Here is an 18,851-nt window from a genome sequence, read left to right as displayed (position 1 = left end):
TGCTGCCGAATTTCTGCAGGTTTACCAACAATCTCACCTTACATAAAGGTGAACGGTTCGGTGCTGAGCATGGAAGGAACAACCTCCGTCGAATATTTGGCTGCTTTTAGCTCATTAGTTAACCATGAAGCAAGCTTCTTTTTCATGACCTTCTCGATATTGTGACCTGCATCGATAATCGTCATGCCATCGGCTAGCGCGTCGTGAGCGGTATGATAATCAATATCTCCTGTAATTAAGACATCCGCTCCTGCAAACCTCGCATGACGCACATAACGGCCTCCTGAACCTCCCAGAACGGCTGCTTTATGAATCGGAGTATCGGGATCTCCTACGACTCTTAACATCGGCACATCAAACGCTTGTTTCAATTGGTTGGCCAATTCACCAAGCGTCGTGGAATGCTCCAGCTTGCCTGCACGACCAAGTCCAAACACGCGGCCTTTTAGTTCTATTGGGTACAAATCATAGGCTACTTCTTCGTAAGGATGCGCCTTTAGCATCGCAGATATGACTTTACGATGAACCGAATGCGGCACGATTGTCTCGATTCGCACTTCATTAACCCTCTCCAGCTTATGCTGAGTGCCGATAAACGGCGTGCTGCCCTCTTCTGGCATAAAGGTACCCGTTCCTTTGCTAATAAAGCTGCAATGGCTATAATCGCCTATATGACCGCCTCCTGCATGCATAATCGCGTTCAGGACGATCTCTTGATGCGTTTCCGGGACGAACACAACTAATTTGTAGATCTTATCGGTATGTACTTCTTCAAGACTTTGGCGGTCTTCTGGCAAGATCCCTACTTGATCCGCCAGCCAATCGTTTATGCCGCCTTTAGCCACATCCAGATTGGTGTGCGAGATGTATACCGCTATATCGTTTTTGATTAATTTCTCATATAGCTTTCCCGCTGGTGTTGAAGTGTCAAGCTTAGCAAGCGGGCGGTAAATAATCGCATGATGAGCGATAATCAGATCTGCTCCAGCAGTAATTGCTTCATCGACAACGGCTTCGGTCACATCAAGCGCTACTACTATTTTGTGGATCGGCTTGCCAAGCGTACCGAGCTGCAAGCCGATTTTATCGTTTTCTACGGCATAATGTTTCGGTGCTAGTCGTTCCATCAATTGGACGACGGTATGCCCGTTGGCAAACATTGCAGCACCTCCTCAATGATTTCGATCTCCTTGCGGAATTGATTGGCCTTAAGCATCGATTCTGTAGCATCGGAGCTGGACATCTGTTTGATGATTCGTTCTAATTTATGGATTTCCGACTTCCATTTGACCGTCAATACAGGACTTCCTTGGCGTAAGAGATGAGGTCCCATCCGCAATAATACGTTATTCAACAATTCTTTTTCATAAGGAAGCTTCAGGAAGGAACTGTCGTAAATCCTTGTATTGGAAGCAATAGCATCCGTGTCGGCTATAGCGTGTAACACTTCGTAGATCTTGCCATCTTCCTCAAGAATGTCTTCCGCTTGCAGAAACCATCCTCTTCTGAGCAGCCATGAGCGAACCTCATCTTCGCCGACGTTTGGTTGAAGGACAAGCTCCTTCACCCCATCCAGCTTACCGTTGCGGTAACCTTCCTCGAGGATGTCGCTCATTAAGCTGCCTCCCATCCCCGCGATGGTCACCGTATCCGTCTCTCCAGGCTTCAGCACGGCGAGTCCGTTGCCTTGGCGAACGGAAATGGATGTAGACAAACCTGCATCTGCTGTGCCCTTACGCGCGGCCTGGAATGGACCAGCGTTAAGCTCCCCAGCGATCGCAGAAGGGCATATGGAATTTTTCACAAGATAGATCGGCAACAAAGCATGGTCAGAACCGATATCTGACACACGTGCTCCCTTCGATACAAAGTCCGCAATACGCTGCAGACGTTTAGACAATTTAATCATTACGCTACCCACACCATCCATTGCTTGCGCAAAGCGAACAACAATCCTCCGCCTATCGCGATTTTGATCAATAGCTGCAGCTGCAGCCACATATTAAACTCGAGAACCGCTACCGTATATAATTCTGGCATAAACCATGCTAACGCGCAGGTTACGAACAGAACAGCCGCGACCGGTTTCGTCCAGCGGTGGAAGAACCATGCGCTCCAGCCGAACAAGATTGCAAGAGGCATCCAGAACAGTTGAATCTCAAACCATAATGTCGTCGTTGTGAATCGGGACAGAAGCCAGCCATACAATAATAACATAACCAACCAACCGCTTAGATGCAGCATATGTATCTGAGCACGAATCCCGTAAATAATCCAGAACAATGCACTTGCGGCGATGACAATGACCCGATAACCCCACTCCGTTATACCGTGCAGATCCAGCATATATAATCCTCCGCCAAGCAGCACTAGCATACCGATACTCAAGAATGTCATCGAAGCCGCAGCATTGCGACTTCTTAGCTTATGTCCGGAGCGGAGAAAGGCAGCTACAGCAACAAGGACAACAGAGATTTGCAATGCTGGATGAAAACGGCTAAAATAAAGCACAACAAACGAAATTAAGGTAAATGTACCAAATGTAAGGAGCCATTGCTTGCCTGTTGCATTCTGAACAGCCGTGATCGCTTTACCTACGACAGGAACCGCCGAGCCGTTGCGAGCTTGTTTCGGATGTTCATCTGGGTCGGCATATAGATTAAGCAAGAAATCACAATATTGATCTGGAAGGAGTTTGCTCCTTCTCCAATGTTCAATTTCCGTAATAATCGTTATTTTGCGTTCATCATTCAACGTCGACTCGTCCTCTCGGCCAGTGTCCAATAGTAGCAGGATGGAAAAAAGACCTCGCTGCAGCAGCAGAAAGGTCATCATCCAATACTTATTCTAGGAAATCTTTTAAGCGTTTGCTCCGGCTCGGGTGACGCAGCTTGCGAAGCGCCTTTGCCTCAATCTGTCTAATCCGCTCGCGAGTGACGCCAAACACCTTGCCCACTTCCTCAAGCGTTCTAGTACGACCATCATCTAAGCCAAAGCGAAGTCTCAGGACGTTCTCTTCACGCTCAGTCAATGTATCTAATACATCTTCCAGCTGTTCCTTGAGCAGTTCGTAAGCGGCAGCATCTGCAGGAGCCAAGGCTTCCTGATCCTCGATAAAGTCACCAAGATGCGAATCGTCTTCTTCACCAATTGGTGTTTCAAGCGATACCGGTTCTTGAGCAATCTTCATAATTTCTCGAACCTTTTCCGTGCTCAGCTCCATCTCCACTGCGATTTCTTCCGGAGATGGTTCACGGCCTAATTCTTGCAACAGCTGACGGGATACCCGGATCAGCTTATTAATCGTCTCCACCATGTGTACAGGGATCCGGATGGTACGTGCTTGGTCGGCAATTGCACGAGTGATCGCTTGACGAATCCACCAGGTTGCATACGTACTGAATTTGAAGCCCTTTTGGTGATCGAATTTTTCGACCGCTTTAATGAGACCCATATTCCCTTCCTGTATAAGGTCAAGGAATAACATCCCGCGTCCGACATACCGCTTAGCGATACTGACAACTAACCTCAGGTTCGCTTCAGCCAGACGACGTTTCGCTTCTTCGTCGCCATTCTCGATACGAATAGCCAACTCGATCTCATCATCCGCGGATAATAGCGGTACTCGTCCGATCTCCTTCAAATACATTCTGACGGGATCGTTAATTTTGATACCTGGAGGAAGTGCCAGATCATCGTCGAAGTTAAAATCGTCGCTTTCGCGCTCCTGCTCCTCGTTTGACGAGCTAAGACGATTTTCTTCGTCGTTTTCGTTTAGCACCTCAATTCCCAAGTCGTCGAGTTGCTCGAAAAATTCATCGATTTGTTCTGGATCCTGATCGAAAGGAGATAATTTCTCCATAATTTCTTTATAAGTTAAGGAGGATCTCTTTTTCCCTTGTTCAATCAGATTATCCTTGACTTGATCCAGCTTCTGTTCGGCATCTAATTCAGTATGTTGATCGTTCGCCATATTCCGACTCCTTCCTCCCTAGACGCCTTGCTTTGTCAACCTTTCAGCTGTCTTTCTAGGGTTATAATCTCAAGTCCTAATTGCGCTGCCAATAAGGCATCGCCCGCGCGCTCAGCACGCACCATCTCTTCTTTCTTTCGTTCAACATCCCTGATCTGCGGTACTTTAAGAATGGTCAGCACGTAGGCATCCAATATCGAATCGTCTATCGGCGAATCGTCATCGAGCAGCAAGATCGCCGTTGCCGCCTCCTCCAGGCGCTTGTCATGCAAGGTGGAGATAAAACGTGCGGCGTCGGGCTCATACCCTTGTGCGTAGTAGGCGTAAAGATAAGCAGCAAGCGCTGCGTGATCCTCAACGTTGAACGAGTCGCCAATCCTCTCATGCACCGTTTCGGCTACGTCTCGATCCCGTATCATGACATGCAGTAATCTTCGCTCCGCATAAGCGTAAGCCGGCAGTATCTTGGGAGCTCCGGACGTACGGCGCTTTTCATTCCTACCATTATTCCACGAATTGTCGTTATTATCCCCTTGCGGCTTCTTTTTTTGCGCTTCTGCGCGGATAGCATGGCTATCTTGTTTGAGCGCATCGAGGGATATATCGAATTCGCGGGACAATTCCTTCAAGTACACTTCGCGTTCCGTGGAGGAGTCTAATCCCGCCACGATTTCCACAGCTTCCATCAGGTAGTTTTTTCGGTCTTCTTCTTTTAGCAGTATATGGTTTTTCCTTGAATATATAAGCTTAAATTTTGTAACCGAGACGGGGTTGTCCATTACATCTCGCAAGAATGACTCCGGACCGTATTCGCTTATATAATCGTCTGGATCCTTGCCTTTCGGCAAGACTGAAATCATCACCTTGAGTCCGGCATTCTCCAGAAGCGGTATCGACTTGCTGGCTGCAGCTTGTCCGGCGTCATCTCCGTCATAACATACGAGTACTTCTTCCGCGTGGCGGCGTAGGATCGAACAATGCTCCTCTGTAAGTGCCGTACCCATTGTAGCTACTCCGTTTTTAACACCAGCTTGCCAAGACTTGATGACATCCATATACCCTTCAAACAAAACGACCTGCTTGCTCTTCCGGATTGCGGCTTTGGCGTCGTGCAGGTTATATAACGTCCTGCTCTTCGTAAAAAGCATCGTCTCCGGAGAGTTTAGATACTTTGGTTGTCCCTCATTAATGATTCGCGCGCCGAAGCCTGAAGCTTTGCCGCTGCCATCCCATAACGGGAACATAATTCGACCCCGGAATCGATCAACATGACCACTGCCATCATGTTTGGCTGACAGTAGACCGCCCTTCTCGAGCAACGCAGGCTCGAATCCCCTTCCAACCAAAAAGCGGGTCAGAACATCCCACTCATCCGGGGCATAACCCAGCATGAAGTGGTCAATCAGTTTGTCGCTTAATCCCCGATCACGAAGATACCGCTTTGCCTGACTGCCTTGCTTCGTATTATTCAGCAAATAATGATAAAACTTGATCGTCAGCTCATGTGCCTCAACGAGCTTCTCTCGCTCCGGGTTCGGAGCGGCTCTGCCGTTGCCGCCTTCCTGCCAAGTAATGGGCATGTTCGCTTCTTCTGCGAGAATTCTTACCGCCTCGGGGAAGCTATAGCCCTCCATCTCTTCGACAAATCGGATAACATTCCCGCTCTTGCCGCAGCCGTAACAATGGAATATCTGAAGCTCCGGAGTGACAGTAAACGAAGGTGACTTCTCGGAATGAAAAGGACATAAACCCTTCATGTATTTGCCTTGTTTCGTAAGATGAACGTATTTCCCAACCGTTTCGACGATGTCATGACGCTTCCGGACGGCGTCAATCACTTCCTCCGGTATTTTACCGCTTGTCATCGTTCATCACCTACATTCTAAATCTGTGAGAACAGATTTCTCTACAAACTTAGATTTCTAATATTATTCGCTATATGTCATCTTTCTCCTGCAAAGCAGACAAAACTTTTGTCAGCTTTTGTTGAAAAGCATTCCGATCTACTGCTGACATCGCTCTTGGACCTTTCGTTCGACCGCCAGCCCGTCTTCTTCTTGCGCTCTCATGCCTGCGTTCCATCAAATAATCGATGTTGGCATCCGTATATTGTTCACCTCTTGGCGATAGAACAATGGCACCTTTGCCGATCGCGACGCAAGCGAGTCCGAAGTCACCGGTGATCACGACATCGTCTCGTTTAATATGATTAACGATGTAAAGGTCGACCGACTGATCGCTGCGGTCAACTTGTACGATGTCGACACCAGGTCTTGGCTCTAGTCGATGATCATGAGAAGCAACCATTAGGACAGAAACACTGAATTGCGAAGCTGTGCCAACAATCTCATTTTTGACTGGACACGAATCCGCATCTACAACAATCGAAGGATGTAATCGCTGAGTATCTGTCATCATTATCACCGCTTGTGAATTTAAAGTCTTTACTATTATATACGTCAGCCCTTTAGAAAACTCCTTTATTGCTTCCGTACATATTCCATGATCAAGCTAGCGGTTTCCTCCACAGCACGATGCGAAACATCAATGACGAAACAACCAAGCCGATTCATAATTTCCTCGGCATACCGAAGCTCCTTTTCGATCCGATCCGTTGTAGCGTATGCCGCTGTATTAGGAAGACCTAATGCTTTTAATCTTTCCTTGCGGATGATATTGAGGTAGGCGGTGTCGATTGTAAGTCCGATGACCTTTCGTTTGGGCAACTTGAACAGTTCGTCTGGCGGTTTAATCTCTGGAACGAGAGGAACGTTGGCCACCTTGAATTTCTGATGCGCAAGATACATGGAGAGCGGCGTCTTAGAGGTGCGCGACACTCCAACTAACACAATGTCTGCTTTCGTTACGCCCGATGTATCTCTTGCATCATCATATTTAACCGCGAATTCCACGGCTTCAACCTTTCGGAAATAATCCGCATCGAGCACATGGTTGAGACCAGGCTCCTGTCTAGACTTTTTCCCTGTCCGTTGTTCCAGTGTCTCGATAAAAGAACCTAACAGATCGATCGCGACGATGCCGCTTTCTTCTGCTAAACGTCTCATGGAATCCCTAAGATCCGGTATAACAAGTGTATACAACACAATGGCATGTGAGAACTTTGCTTGTTCCACAATACGGGCAAGCGCGGAATATTCCGTCACGAATGGCGATCGCCGAATTTCGGCATGAATAGGATGAAACTGAGCGATCGCGGCGCGAACGACCAGCTCCCCCGTATCACCAGCCGCATCGGATACAACATATACAATCACTTCTGGTTTATCGAGATTCCCCATGGATTAGACCTCCCGTTCGTCGATCGAGGTTGTTTTACCACACCAGCTTAGAGAAATCGGCGGCAAGAGCAATGTCACTCGCGATAGCAGACAAAGTCCCAAGTCGATTGGCACGGATCTTATCATCCTTATCCATGACCATTACACTGTCAAAGTAGTCCACGATTGCAGGTCGCAAAGTCGATAACTGCTCAATGGCAGAAGCGACATCTTGACGTTCAATAGCAGTCAGAATGCCGGGACGAGCAGATGTCCACGCCTCAATTAGGCGATGCTCCGTTGCTTCCGTGAATAGAGCAGGATCAAATCCTTTTCCTTCCGCCTTGCCAGCAAGGTTGCCTACACGATTAAATGCCTCTACCACGCTTTTGAATTCAGCTTTTCCTGAGCCGATTACAAGAGTCTGAACTGCCGAAGCACGACTAGCTGTCAATGCCAGATTATCAAAGCCGATTGCCATTACAGCATCGACAACATCGTAACGGCTGCCTTGCTCGGATAGCCAATTCTTAACGCGCAGCGAGAAGAAGTCGTTCAGATCCTTACGAATTTCCGCGCTGGAACGTTTCAGGCCACGCGCTTCATGAACGGAGATACCGATTTCGTAAAGCTCGCTAAGACCCATACGCAAATTCTGACCCAATAGGATGTTAACAATACCCGATGCTTGTCTACGAAGCGCATACGGATCTTGTGATCCCGTTGGAACGATGCCGATGGAGAAGCAGCCAACGATCGTGTCGATTTTATCTGCAAGACTGACAATAGCACCTTCTAATTCAGACGGAATCGCATCGCCCGCGAATCTTGGCTGGTAGTGCTCGTTAACAGCTTTAGCGACGGATGGATGCTCGCCGGCTTTCTTCGCATAATCTTCGCCCATGATCCCTTGCAGCTCTGGGAACTCGTATACCATCTGGGAAACAAGATCGAATTTACAGATGGCAGCTGCACGCGCTACCCGCTCTCCTTGCTCACCAACAACTCCGAGTGCCTGTGCGATCAATTTGGAGGTCGCGGTAATTCGACGAACTTTGTCTGCTACTGTGCCCAGTTCCTCGTGGTAGACGATACTTTCGAGCTTGCCCAGCGCATGGTCAATCGTCAACTTATGATCTTCCGCGTAGAAGAACTTGGCATCAGATAGACGTGCACGAAGTACCTTTTCATTACCCTTAGCAACCAGCTCAATACTTCTGGTATCGCCATTGCGCACGGTCACGAAGAACGGAAGCAGCTTGCTCTCGCCGTCTAATACAGGGAAATAACGTTGATGCTCCCTCATCGAAGTGATCAATACCTCTTGAGGAATCTGCAAGAAGGAAGGATCGAATGTGCCGAACAAAACGTTCGGATATTCGACAAGGAACAGAACTTCCTCTAACAAGTCATCTTTGATCGCGATATTCCAGTCCTTCTCCGAAGCAAGGCGCTGAATTTGGGACACGATTAACGCTTGACGTTCCTCCACATCAACAATAACGTGCTGCGAACGCAATGCTTCCTTGTAACCTGATGGAGCTGCGATCGTTGTTTCTTGTCCAAGGAATCGATGCCCGCGAGTGATCCTCCCCGTCTGCACGCCGGTAATCTCGAACGGCACCACTTCTTCGCCAAACAGTGCAACAAGCCAGCGAATTGGACGAACGAATTTCAAATCGTAGCTGCCCCAACGCATATTTTTCGGGAAAGACATGGATGTAATCAGCGTGCTAAGACCATCGGCAAGCAGTCCTGCCGTTGCGGCACCGATACTGCTCTTACGCGCATATACGTATTCGACTCCCGCCAACGTCTGGAAATAAAATTGATCTGGCTCTACGCCCTGACTGCGTGCAAACCCAAGAGCAGCTTTACTCCAATTTCCGGCTTCGTCCAACGCGATTTTGCGAGATGGACCTTTTGCTTCTTCGTTGCTGTCCGCTTGTTTCTCTTCTACCGCTCGTACGATTACCGCAAGTCTTCTTGGTGTGGCATAAGCTTCAATACCCTGATGTTCGATCCGTTGATCAGACAGCCACTTATCCAACTTATCCTTTAATTGATTCATCGCAGAGCGGACAAATCTGGCCGGTACCTCTTCGAGACCAATCTCCAGTAATAGATCCTTAGCCATTGTTCTCCACTCCTTTCTTTAGCAGCGGGAATCCGAGCCGCTCTCTCTCTTCATAGTAGGTAGCTGCGCACTCGCGCGCCAGATTACGTACGCGTGTAATATAACCAGTACGCTCCGTCACGCTGATCGCTCCGCGGGCATCAAGCAAGTTAAACGTATGCGAACACTTAAGTACGTAGTCATAAGCAGGGAACACCAGCTTCTGCTCCATCGTTCTTCGAGCTTCTTCCTCATACATATTGAAGAGCGTGAACAGCATTGCTGTATCAGAGGTTTCGAACGTATATTTGGAATGCTCGTATTCAGGCTGCAAGAATACATCCCCATACGTGACGCCTTCCACCCATTCCAGGTCGAATACATTTTCTTTTTGCTGAATATAGGAAGCAAGACGCTCCATGCCGTATGTAATTTCTACCGCTACTGGGTTCGCGTCAATGCCACCAACCTGTTGGAAATACGTAAACTGTGTGATCTCCATACCATCGAGCCATACTTCCCAGCCAAGTCCCCACGCCCCAAGTGTAGGTGACTCCCAGTTGTCTTCAACAAAACGAATGTCATGGTCCAGAGCGTCGATACCAAGACGTTTCAAACTCTCCAAATATAACTCCTGAATGTTGTCAGGTGACGGCTTCAGAATAACTTGGAACTGATGATGCTGGTACAACCGATTCGGGTTCTCCCCGTATCGACCATCTGCAGGACGACGCGATGGCTCCACATACGCTACATTCCACGGTTCAGGTCCGATTGAACGCAGAAACGTCATCGGATTCATCGTTCCTGCACCCTTCTCTGTATCGTACGGCTGCACGAGAATACAATTTTGCTCTGCCCAGAATTGCTGCAGCGTTAAGATCATGTTTTGAAAATTCATCCGTTACACTCCTTCTACCTCAGTTAATGGTCCTGGAATCCATAACATGTAGGGACGCAAAAAACTCTCGCCTCTACGTCTGTTCCCAGACGTAGGGACGAGAGTATCAATCCCGCGGTTCCACCCTACTTGGTTGTCACACGAGCAACAATAGTCGTTGTCAGGATCAACCCTCTTTGGTTCTAGGGACTCCGAAGTGCCTTTCGCCATGATCATCCCACCAGGCTCTCACTGTCCCCGGCTCGCTAAAGTAGATCATTATGGTTACTTTCTCCATCAACATCCGATATTCATATTCCATCATTTTATGCTTTATAAGAGCGATTGTCAAACCAATTTGTCTAGCTGATCAAGAAATGATCGCGATTTCAAATGAAGACCAAGCTGTGCGTCCATGAGTGCCCTCATGCTTTTTTTCAAACCAGCCTTTGTTTCCTCTTTGACCGCAATTGATCCCAGTCTTCTCATATCCATGCCTTTGAACAACCGCATCAACTTATGTACGCCTTCGCTCAACATCATTCCATACGGATCTCTGCTCTCGCATCTGCTGCATAACACACCTCCAGCCCCCGGCGATAGCTTGAAGGGACCAACCCGATTCGCACAATGAAGGCACTCATCTAATTGCGGAGCATATCCAGCCATATCCAATATTCGCATCTCATAGAGATGAATCACGATTGGCGGATCTTTGCCTTCTTGTAGAGCGGCATAACAGGACTTGAGCTGCTCGAATAGAAAGCTGCCCACTTCATCCTCCTGCAATGCACGATCAGTAAGTTCTGCTGCATAGGAAGCATAAGCCGAAAGGTCCAGCTGCATACGCAAATCATGGTGAGATGCAATGATCTCACCATGATTAAGCGTGCCGAGACCGCTGCTCCGGAAGTACTGGAACTCTCCGTGCGTAAATGGCTGCGCAAGCGAAGAGTGCCTGCTTTTGACTTTTTTCGCTCCCCGAACGATCACGCCTACTTTACCGTTTGTATTCGTTAAGAGCGTGATAATTTTGTTACTTTCCCCATAATCCATACTTCGGATTACAATTCCTTCGACGCGATGCAGCATCCGGCTTCTCCTCCGCGAACCATAAGCCTATTATCCGATAATACCGCTATGTCGCTTAATCTTGAACGTCCTTCCTTGCAGCTTCCTCATCTTGTCCAAGGGATTCGACAGCAGCATCGGTGACACCGTATTGATCTACTTCCCTGTATAGCATGAAGGACTCGACATCACCGGTCAATGCAAAATACTTCCACGAAAAATCTCGCATTCGTATTCATCCTTTCCGCCTCGGAAATGCAGTTCCAGACACGGTTATAGGATGTGATAATCAGAGTCTGTATATCCTTAGCAAAAAACGACAATTGCCAATTCGACCGATATTAATCGTTCCGGTATCCCAAATCCTTCAGTACGCGCTCTTGGTTTCGCCAATCCTTCTTCACCTTGACCCAAAGCTCAAGGAAAATACGTGACCCTAGCAGCGCTTCAATGTCCCGGCGCGCCTGCTTGCCAACTTCCTTAAGCAGCTCGCCGCGTTTACCGATAATAATGCCTTTCTGCGAATCCCTCTCCACGAAGATGACAGCGCCTATATATACGACGCCATTGTCTTGCACACGCATATCTTCGATCGTTACGGCAATGGAATGGGGAATTTCTTCTCGGGTCATGTGAAGAATTTTCTCCCTTACCAGCTCGGCGCATACGAATTGCTCAGGATGATCCGTAATTTGATCTGCCGGATAATATTGAGGTCCCTCAGGCAAATAACGTTTAATTTGATCTAGCAATGTCGTAATATTATTGCCTTTCAAAGCTGAAATCGGCACAATTTCTGCAAACTCATGAAGCTCGTTGTATTGAGTGATCATCGGTAGCAGAGCTTCGGGCTCGATCTTGTCAATTTTGTTCATAACAAGAAAGACAGGCGTCTTTACCTTCTTAAGCTGTTCGATGATAAATCGATCTCCGCCTCCAAGTCCCTCGGATACATCTACCAAAAATAACGCCGCTTCCACTTCCTTCAGCGCACCTTCAGCCGACTGATTCATATAGTTTCCTAAACGTGATTGAGGCTTATGGATGCCCGGCGTATCGAGGAATACGATTTGATAATCGTCCGTCGTGTAGACGCCATGTATTTTGTTACGCGTTGTCTGTGGTTTATCCGACATAATCGCGATTTTCTGTCCAATCAGATGATTCATTAATGTCGACTTGCCTACGTTTGGTCTGCCGATAATCGCGACAAACCCCGATTTAAATCCTTTGCTGCTCCGTCCAGTTCCTTGTTGTTCATTCATGCTTGTTCCTGCTCCTCCTTATTTAACGCCGCGGGTGTAAACGCCCCCGGCAACAGCTCCGCTACCGTCATGATGCGCCATTGTCCGCGCAAATTACCCATTATGACCGGCATATCCGGCGCGCATAATTCTACCATAACTTGACGGCAGATGCCGCATGGGGCAATCGGTCCGTCCGTATCTCCAATAACGGCGATCTTTTTGAATTCCCCAGCTTCCTTGCCGTCCGCTATCGCACGGAACAGCGCTGTTCGCTCCGCGCAATTCGTAGGACCGTATGCGGCATTTTCTACATTGCACCCATAATGGATGCCGCCTTGACGATCTACCAGCGCGGCCCCTACCTGAAAGTTGGAATAAGGTACATATGCTCGTTGCATCGCTTGGTAGGCTTCCTGAAGCAAGCTGCTGTCATCGGGATCCAATCCTTTATATTCCATCATTCTATCACCTTTTCACTTCACATTATGCTACAAGCTTCCATAGCGGTGGACCGAGCACCAGCAGACCTATCGCAATGGCAGCAACGGCCGTCGCCAGCACAGCCCCTGCCGCTACATCCTTGGCAGTCTTCGCCAAGGGATGCAGTCCGGGACTGGCCAGATCGACGGCCTGTTCGAGTGCTGTGTTCATTAGTTCGGCACTGATCACCATACCGATTGCAAGGATGAGCAGACACCAACGTGTAGCATCAAGCGCCGCAATCAAACCTAATGCAATGACGATTATGGCGCTAATGACATGGATCTGCATATGCCGCTGCGTACGAATGGCGAAGCCTATTCCTGACAGTGCGTATCCCACATTCTTAATGAACTTGGACATTTATCTGGTGAGACCTGCTTGTTGCAGTATCGTTTCTTGTTTGGCCGTCATTTCGGCCTCGGATGCATCATCCTGATGATCATATCCGATAAGATGCAAGAAACCATGAACGAACAGAAAACCGATTTCACGCTCCAAAGAATGACCGTATTCTTCGCTTTGAAGCTTGGCACGGTCCACCGAGATGATAATGTCGCCAAGCATGCCGGATAATGGATCCTTTTCGTTCTCGTCGTCCACTTCGAAGATAATATCCAGCTCGTCCGTTCCGTCTTCCTGCATGGCAAACGATAAAACATCCGTAGGCCGATCAATTCCCCGATAATCACGGTTTAGCGTATGAATGCCTTCATCATCGATAAAAGTCAAGGCGACTTCTCCATCCGTGATTCCTTCAGCAGCGCCTGCCAGCTGAAGTAGTTCCGATAGCTTGTCAATCCAAGCTTCCGGTATTTCAAACTTCGTTTGTTCATTGTTCCAGTCCAGTTGTACAGTCATTTAGTCGATACGCTCCTTTGTCTTGGCATCGTCCGGGTATTCGATTCGCGAATGGAAAATGCCGATTATGCTTTCTTTGAGCGATTGTGCAATTTTGTCCAGCTCTTTGAGCGTAAGATCGCACTCATTGTATTGGTTATCATCGAGACGACTTTTGATGATCTTAGCGATCATCGCTTCGACATGTTCAACAGTCGGGTTGCGCAAGCTGCGCACCGCCGCTTCCACACAATCCGCGATACCTACGACAGCAGCCTCCTTGGACTGTGCTTTGGGTCCCGGATATCGGAAGTCATCCTCCGTAAATGTCGGTACGATGCCTTGCTCCTCTGCCTGCTTCACAGCTTTATGATAGAAAAACTTAAGTGAAGTCGTTCCGTGATGCTGCTCTGCTATATCCCGAATAGGCTTCGGTATATTATGTCCCTTTAGCATCTCCACACCATCACGTGCATGAGCCACGATAATCGATTTGCTGAGCTTAGGGTCAATTGTGTCATGAGGATTCTCGATATTGGACTGATTCTCGATAAAATAGTTCGGTCGTTTGGTTTTCCCGATGTCATGATAATACGAGCCAACCCGGCAAAGTAAGCCGTCTGCTCCGATCACTTCGGCTGCTGCCTCCGCCAAATTCCCCACCATAACGCTATGGTGATATGTGCCTGGCGTTTCTGTCAGCAGCTTGCGAAGCAGCGGGTGATTAGGATTCGACAGCTCTACCAGCTTGAGCGCGGATAGGATGCCGAACGTAATCTCAAAGAACGGCATAAGCCCTATGACAAGGACCGCAGTCAACAATCCGCTTGCGAATGCAAAGGATACAGAATAGATAAACGGCATTCGATCCAGTTGCTCCGTGAGCATTAATAACGCCATTACGGACAAAGATCCGAATAAACTGACCATGATGCCAGCCTTCAGTATGGCAGATCGCTGACTCGCTCGGTGAATAGAGAAGATGGCAGCAAGCGAAATCACGATAATAAAAAATCCATATTTGAAGTCAAACAGACTGTTCGATGCCGGATTCAGGATCATACTTCCCATTATCGTAAATATAAATGAGGCGATAATGGCCAAATGCATATCGAGAAGGAGCGTAATTAACATGGCACCTAACGCTGCTGGTGCAAGATAACCCGCATAAGGCGCCGAATCCGTCTGGATGAGTGCTATGATCTGGATTGTAATCAGGTTAATCAAGAAGATCAACAGCAGCATCAGCAATTGCGTATTGCTATACTTCGGCCGTATCCCTCCAAGTCCTCCCGACTGATGCAAATAAGCAAACAACAAGATCACGAACATAATGGACAGAATTAGCAGACCCGCTTGTGGCCAGTATGAACGTTTGTCTTGCAGCAAATTGGAATCGGAAAGAAGCTTGTACAGATCTGGCGTTATCGTTTGACCGCGTTTGACAATGACATCGCCTTCTTTGAACACAACGGGAGCCGTATTTTGTTTGGCAAGTGTTTTCGCTTCTTCTGTAGCATCCGTATCAAGAAATTTGTTCGGCATGATGGAGAATCTCGCCAACTCTTGTACGATTTCGCGCTCGGCACGGTTCGATAATGCACTGGCATTAACCAGCTCAGCAACTTGTGTACGCGCTGTCTCCGCTTCCCGAAGCTGCTCTACGGTCAGCTTGCGGACAATATCTCTGGCGACCGTCCGCATTTCGGTCAGCTGCTCGGATGTGAGCTGCGGAAGCTTGTAGAACGTTTCCTCTGGAATTGTGTATTGCTGTTCCTTGGAAATCGTCTCCATCTCTTGCAATAAGGAATCGCTGTACAGCCCGCTCCCCTTGTTTAACTTAATAAAAGAATCGATGTGATCCGCATAACGTCCCGGTATCTCTAATCGATATATTTCTACCTTATTCTCCGTTGTGACCTGATCATCAAGATTCAACTGCTCGATCCGATACAGGATACGCTCCACAAGCGTTTCGTTGCGCAGCGGAACAATGGAATAGGTTGGATCGATTGTGGCTGCCGCTTCTTCCTCGGCTTGACGAGTCGCTTTCTCATCGCGAATCTGGAACGGTGCCTTAATTTCCTTCTCGCTGGCTACGCCTTCCGTAATATCGTACGTTTCGGGTATCACATGCGGCGCTAAGCTGAAATAAAAGAGCAGCACGAACATAGCCATCAACGTCCATTTGACTGCCGGACTTTGTCTCCAGCCTTGCTGCGTTCTAGCCGTTGGCTTGACGCCCTGCACACCCGATCCATTCTGACGCATGTACGCTACCCTTCCTTCCGAAAGTGATTCATAAAAACACTTGTAATTACCGCTGAGTGCCGCCAAGATTCGTTCATCGTGAGCCTCTTAACGGAAGGTTACACCTTGCCGTCCGCATCATGATTGTAAGCGACGATGATCTTCTGTACGAGAGAATGACGAACGACATCCTGTTCAGCGAAATAGATCAAACCAATCTCCTCGATGCCCTTCAGAATTCGCTGAGCTTCGATTAGCCCCGACGTTTTGCCGCGTGGCAAGTCGATCTGGGTCACATCGCCCGTGATCACCATCTTGGAGCCGAAGCCAAGCCGCGTCAGGAACATCTTCATTTGCTCCGGCGTCGTATTCTGGGCTTCATCGAGTATAATAAACGAGTCGTCAAGCGTACGTCCACGCATATAAGCCAGTGGCGCAATCTCGATCATGCCGCGTTCAAGCGCCTTGGCCGTTTGATCGGGACCTAACACATCATGAAGCGCGTCGTATAACGGTCGTAAGTATGGATCTACCTTTTCTTGCAAATCGCCTGGAAGGAAACCTAGATTCTCTCCTGCTTCCACGGCTGGTCGCGTTAATACGATTCGTTTGACGGAGCCTTCTTTAAGCGCGGCTACTGCAAGCACAACTGCCAAATAGGTTTTGCCGGTGCCTGCCGGGCCGATTCCGAACACAATATCACGTTTGCGAATCGTCTTCACATAGTGGCGCTGCCCGATCGTCTTTACCATAATTTTTTTTCCGCGGAAGGTTGATGCAATCTCTTTCTTGAATAGATCTAACAACTCTTCGGCTTGCATCGTCCTGGCAAGCTCCAACGCGTAGGACATATCCCTCTCCGTGGGGGCATACCCGCCTCGGACAAGCTGAAGGAGCACCGTATACATCTGTTCAAGCGAATCTACTTCCTTGGGGGGGCCTGAGATCACGATTTCGGCCTCTCGAGAGCTGATTGCAGCTTCCACTTGATCCATGATGAGGCGCAAATATTTGTCCTGTGGTCCGAATACGGCTAGTCCTTCAGCGGCATTTCCTAATGGAACTTTTGCGATTTTGTTTTCAATTTGCAACAATTCTCAGTCTCCCTGCATCTGGACTAATGGCAATTCTTCTGCGATGGATTGCTCTACTTCAAAAAGAACTTTCATATAAACTTTACCATTGTCCGCCTTTTCATGCAAAACAATTTCGTCCTGAATAAGCGCATCCATTCCCGCCTTCTCCATGACTTCCGCCCTGGCTTGCATGATTCCGACGGCTTTTGCCTCTTCTTCAGTCAATGTCCGCTCCTGCATCTCGGATTCCAATATCGTTTCTTTCATCCTGCCAAATGGCAAAGTCCAGTCGCGCCAGGATACTCGTTCCTCCCGCGTTACCGACTCCGATTGCCCGAACGGATTATCGCCGAATCCACTAAGTTGCAATGCCCGATTGCCAATAACAGCAAACCATTTCGTTTTTTTCTCACCTGTATACACTTTAGTTTGCTGCGTCATCGGCGCTTCCACCTCATACTCATACCAAACGAGTCCACGAACCGTCCCTTTCGCTACTACAGTCTTAGAATAATTTTCGTTGCCGATTATGCCGGAGATCAACGTCTGGCCTTTTTGAACCCTTGTGTTCTTGCGTACTAGCGGCTTACCTGCCTCTGCGACAATCTGTGTGACTACCGCATTTGCTGAAGCGACGAGGTGGCGCGGATTGTTAAGCGAAGCAAGCTCGGGCAGGGACATCTCGACGACTTGGATACGAACCTTGGTCCCCTTCTTCTCCACGCCCACCCACGTCGTGCCTGGCAAAGCCGTCACCAGCTTCTTCGACAGCACGTCCGTATTCTGGAGTCGGAACGACCATTGCAGCGTGAACAACCCTTCAGACTTTGCCGCCTCCAATATTTGTTCATTACTGATTCGTGTATTCCCTTCTACTTCGATCTTCCATACAAGCGACGAAAGCAAAAATATGATTGCAAAAAACAAAGCTAGTCCGCCAGCAAACCACATTCTTTTCTCGGCTCGCGCCATCCAGAACGGCAGGCCGTTTCGTTTCACAACATGAATCCTACAGCCTGTCTTCCGCAAATAGGGACGAATCTTAAAGAAGTCGCCGACAGATAACTCAAATTGCAGAGTGTCATTGCTTGTCCAACGGATGGCGGACAGGGAAAGCCCTCCTCCCAGCGCCTGATTGACGAGCTCCTCCGGCCTTCCTCCCCTTGCATGTACTACAACGACACCTCTCAGCCATGTGACGCCCTGACTCTTCATCGCCATACCCTCCCCTGTTTTATGGTATCAATTGTATATTCGCGATTACGCCTTCAATAAACACTTCCTCTGTCCATATCGTCCGTATAACAAGCTCGCTGCCGGTAACCTCCAGTTGACCTTTGCTGAGTGCAAGTCTGAGCTTATCGCTGGAGAAATGAACGACGCCGCGATGATTCTCAATATATAGTTGGCGATCTCCGATCATCGTCAGTCTTGGCAGGTCATATACGACATCCTGAGGCATATCGAGTAGTTCAGCAGTAAGCTTATGAAATTTCCGTTTCAGTTGTCGCATTGCTGTCTTTGCCTCCTCAGCGTGCATGATGCATCAAGGATTTCGATATTTCCGTACTATACCAAATTATGCATGCGCATCTGGAAATATGAGGCTCAGATTACGGAGGCAACCTCTAAATGGGCGA

Annotated in this window: 19 protein-coding genes; all 19 read right to left on the bottom strand. The window is 48.3% G+C overall.

The features are described from left to right. Positions 1–38 precede the first annotated feature (38 nt). Positions 39–1,160: a Nif3-like dinuclear metal center hexameric protein gene (locus ACX1C1_RS17805; RefSeq protein ID WP_458953514.1), complete on the bottom strand. Its 1,122-nt coding sequence runs from the start codon at positions 1,158–1,160 to the stop codon at positions 39–41. Further along, a complete protein-coding gene (locus tag ACX1C1_RS17800; protein ID WP_458953513.1) occupies positions 1,127–1,909 on the bottom strand; it encodes a tRNA (adenine(22)-N(1))-methyltransferase in 783 nt (260 codons plus the stop codon). Before ACX1C1_RS17800 ends, ACX1C1_RS17805 begins: the two co-directional genes overlap by 34 nt. Further along, positions 1,909–2,835, bottom strand: a complete 927-nt coding sequence (locus tag ACX1C1_RS17795; protein ID WP_458953512.1) for a hypothetical protein — start codon at positions 2,833–2,835, stop codon at positions 1,909–1,911. The genes ACX1C1_RS17800 and ACX1C1_RS17795 overlap by 1 nt, the downstream gene beginning before the upstream one ends. A 7-nt stretch (positions 2,836–2,842) precedes the next feature. Further along, a complete protein-coding gene (rpoD, locus tag ACX1C1_RS17790) occupies positions 2,843–3,973 on the bottom strand; it encodes an RNA polymerase sigma factor RpoD (RefSeq protein WP_458953511.1) in 1,131 nt (376 codons plus the stop codon). Between the two features lie 35 nt (positions 3,974–4,008). Further along, on the bottom strand, positions 4,009–5,838 hold the full coding sequence (gene dnaG / locus ACX1C1_RS17785) for a DNA primase (protein ID WP_458953510.1): 1,830 nt from the start codon (positions 5,836–5,838) through the stop codon (positions 4,009–4,011). Between the two features lie 70 nt (positions 5,839–5,908). After that, positions 5,909–6,391 carry a YaiI/YqxD family protein gene (locus ACX1C1_RS17780; protein WP_458953509.1) on the bottom strand — a complete coding sequence of 161 codons (483 nt, stop codon included), beginning with the start codon at positions 6,389–6,391 and terminating at the stop codon, positions 5,909–5,911. A gap of 62 nt (positions 6,392–6,453) precedes the next feature. Beyond that, on the bottom strand, positions 6,454–7,272 hold the full coding sequence (locus ACX1C1_RS17775) for a pyruvate, water dikinase regulatory protein (RefSeq protein ID WP_458953508.1): 819 nt from the start codon (positions 7,270–7,272) through the stop codon (positions 6,454–6,456). A gap of 34 nt (positions 7,273–7,306) precedes the next feature. Further along, the gene (gene glyS, locus ACX1C1_RS17770) at positions 7,307–9,388 is read right to left on the bottom strand and encodes a glycine--tRNA ligase subunit beta (RefSeq protein WP_458953507.1); all 2,082 of its coding nucleotides are present in this window, start codon (positions 9,386–9,388) and stop codon (positions 7,307–7,309) included. Further along, entirely contained in the window at positions 9,381–10,268 is an 888-nt protein-coding gene (gene glyQ / locus ACX1C1_RS17765) for a glycine--tRNA ligase subunit alpha (RefSeq protein WP_458953506.1), read from the bottom strand. The genes glyS and glyQ overlap by 8 nt, the downstream gene beginning before the upstream one ends. Before the next feature lie 327 nt (positions 10,269–10,595). Further along, complete coding sequence (gene recO, locus ACX1C1_RS17760) at positions 10,596–11,339, bottom strand: DNA repair protein RecO (protein ID WP_458953505.1); 744 nt, start codon at positions 11,337–11,339, stop codon at positions 10,596–10,598. A gap of 55 nt (positions 11,340–11,394) precedes the next feature. Further along, the gene (locus ACX1C1_RS17755) at positions 11,395–11,547 is read right to left on the bottom strand and encodes a YqzL family protein (protein WP_458953504.1); all 153 of its coding nucleotides are present in this window, start codon (positions 11,545–11,547) and stop codon (positions 11,395–11,397) included. A gap of 112 nt (positions 11,548–11,659) precedes the next feature. Continuing rightward, positions 11,660–12,583 (bottom strand): GTPase Era, encoded by a 924-nt coding sequence (gene era / locus ACX1C1_RS17750; RefSeq protein ID WP_458953503.1) that lies wholly within the window; start codon positions 12,581–12,583, stop codon positions 11,660–11,662. Beyond that, complete coding sequence (gene cdd, locus ACX1C1_RS17745; protein ID WP_458957714.1) at positions 12,580–13,023, bottom strand: cytidine deaminase; 444 nt, start codon at positions 13,021–13,023, stop codon at positions 12,580–12,582. The genes era and cdd overlap by 4 nt, the downstream gene beginning before the upstream one ends. 25 nt (positions 13,024–13,048) lie before the next feature. Beyond that, positions 13,049–13,408 (bottom strand): diacylglycerol kinase family protein, encoded by a 360-nt coding sequence (locus ACX1C1_RS17740; protein WP_458953502.1) that lies wholly within the window; start codon positions 13,406–13,408, stop codon positions 13,049–13,051. Further along, positions 13,409–13,906 (bottom strand): rRNA maturation RNase YbeY, encoded by a 498-nt coding sequence (gene ybeY / locus ACX1C1_RS17735; RefSeq protein WP_458953501.1) that lies wholly within the window; start codon positions 13,904–13,906, stop codon positions 13,409–13,411. Next, positions 13,907–16,156, bottom strand: a complete 2,250-nt coding sequence (locus ACX1C1_RS17730; protein ID WP_458953500.1) for an HD family phosphohydrolase — start codon at positions 16,154–16,156, stop codon at positions 13,907–13,909. It lies immediately after the preceding gene. A 98-nt stretch (positions 16,157–16,254) separates the two neighbouring features. Beyond that, positions 16,255–17,226: a PhoH family protein gene (locus ACX1C1_RS17725; protein ID WP_458957713.1), complete on the bottom strand. Its 972-nt coding sequence runs from the start codon at positions 17,224–17,226 to the stop codon at positions 16,255–16,257. A 6-nt stretch (positions 17,227–17,232) separates the two neighbouring features. Further along, positions 17,233–18,426, bottom strand: a complete 1,194-nt coding sequence (gene yqfD, locus ACX1C1_RS17720) for a sporulation protein YqfD (RefSeq protein ID WP_458953499.1) — start codon at positions 18,424–18,426, stop codon at positions 17,233–17,235. 19 nt (positions 18,427–18,445) lie between these two features. Further along, positions 18,446–18,724: a sporulation protein YqfC gene (yqfC, locus tag ACX1C1_RS17715; protein WP_458953498.1), complete on the bottom strand. Its 279-nt coding sequence runs from the start codon at positions 18,722–18,724 to the stop codon at positions 18,446–18,448. Positions 18,725–18,851: the final 127 nt, after the last annotated feature.

It is taken from the genome of Paenibacillus sp. strain BS8-2 (assembly GCF_054483835.1).
Note: the sequence above shows the minus strand (reverse complement) of the source record. Positions and strands in the feature narration are given on the sequence as shown.

Coding starts and splice junctions, on each gene's coding strand:
- ACX1C1_RS17805 (WP_458953514.1), bottom strand. CDS start 1,160: ATGTTTGCCAACGGGCATACCGTCGTCCAATTGATGGAACGACTAGCA.
- ACX1C1_RS17800 (WP_458953513.1), bottom strand. CDS start 1,909: ATGATTAAATTGTCTAAACGTCTGCAGCGTATTGCGGACTTTGTATCG.
- ACX1C1_RS17795 (WP_458953512.1), bottom strand. CDS start 2,835: ATGATGACCTTTCTGCTGCTGCAGCGAGGTCTTTTTTCCATCCTGCTA.
- rpoD (WP_458953511.1), bottom strand. CDS start 3,973: ATGGCGAACGATCAACATACTGAATTAGATGCCGAACAGAAGCTGGAT.
- dnaG (WP_458953510.1), bottom strand. CDS start 5,838: ATGACAAGCGGTAAAATACCGGAGGAAGTGATTGACGCCGTCCGGAAG.
- ACX1C1_RS17780 (WP_458953509.1), bottom strand. CDS start 6,391: ATGATGACAGATACTCAGCGATTACATCCTTCGATTGTTGTAGATGCG.
- ACX1C1_RS17775 (WP_458953508.1), bottom strand. CDS start 7,272: ATGGGGAATCTCGATAAACCAGAAGTGATTGTATATGTTGTATCCGAT.
- glyS (WP_458953507.1), bottom strand. CDS start 9,388: ATGGCTAAGGATCTATTACTGGAGATTGGTCTCGAAGAGGTACCGGCC.
- glyQ (WP_458953506.1), bottom strand. CDS start 10,268: ATGAATTTTCAAAACATGATCTTAACGCTGCAGCAATTCTGGGCAGAG.
- recO (WP_458953505.1), bottom strand. CDS start 11,339: ATGCTGCATCGCGTCGAAGGAATTGTAATCCGAAGTATGGATTATGGG.
- ACX1C1_RS17755 (WP_458953504.1), bottom strand. CDS start 11,547: ATGCGAGATTTTTCGTGGAAGTATTTTGCATTGACCGGTGATGTCGAG.
- era (WP_458953503.1), bottom strand. CDS start 12,583: ATGAATGAACAACAAGGAACTGGACGGAGCAGCAAAGGATTTAAATCG.
- cdd (WP_458957714.1), bottom strand. CDS start 13,023: ATGGAATATAAAGGATTGGATCCCGATGACAGCAGCTTGCTTCAGGAA.
- ACX1C1_RS17740 (WP_458953502.1), bottom strand. CDS start 13,408: ATGTCCAAGTTCATTAAGAATGTGGGATACGCACTGTCAGGAATAGGC.
- ybeY (WP_458953501.1), bottom strand. CDS start 13,906: ATGACTGTACAACTGGACTGGAACAATGAACAAACGAAGTTTGAAATA.
- ACX1C1_RS17730 (WP_458953500.1), bottom strand. CDS start 16,156: ATGCGTCAGAATGGATCGGGTGTGCAGGGCGTCAAGCCAACGGCTAGA.
- yqfD (WP_458953499.1), bottom strand. CDS start 18,426: ATGAAGAGTCAGGGCGTCACATGGCTGAGAGGTGTCGTTGTAGTACAT.
- yqfC (WP_458953498.1), bottom strand. CDS start 18,724: ATGCGACAACTGAAACGGAAATTTCATAAGCTTACTGCTGAACTACTC.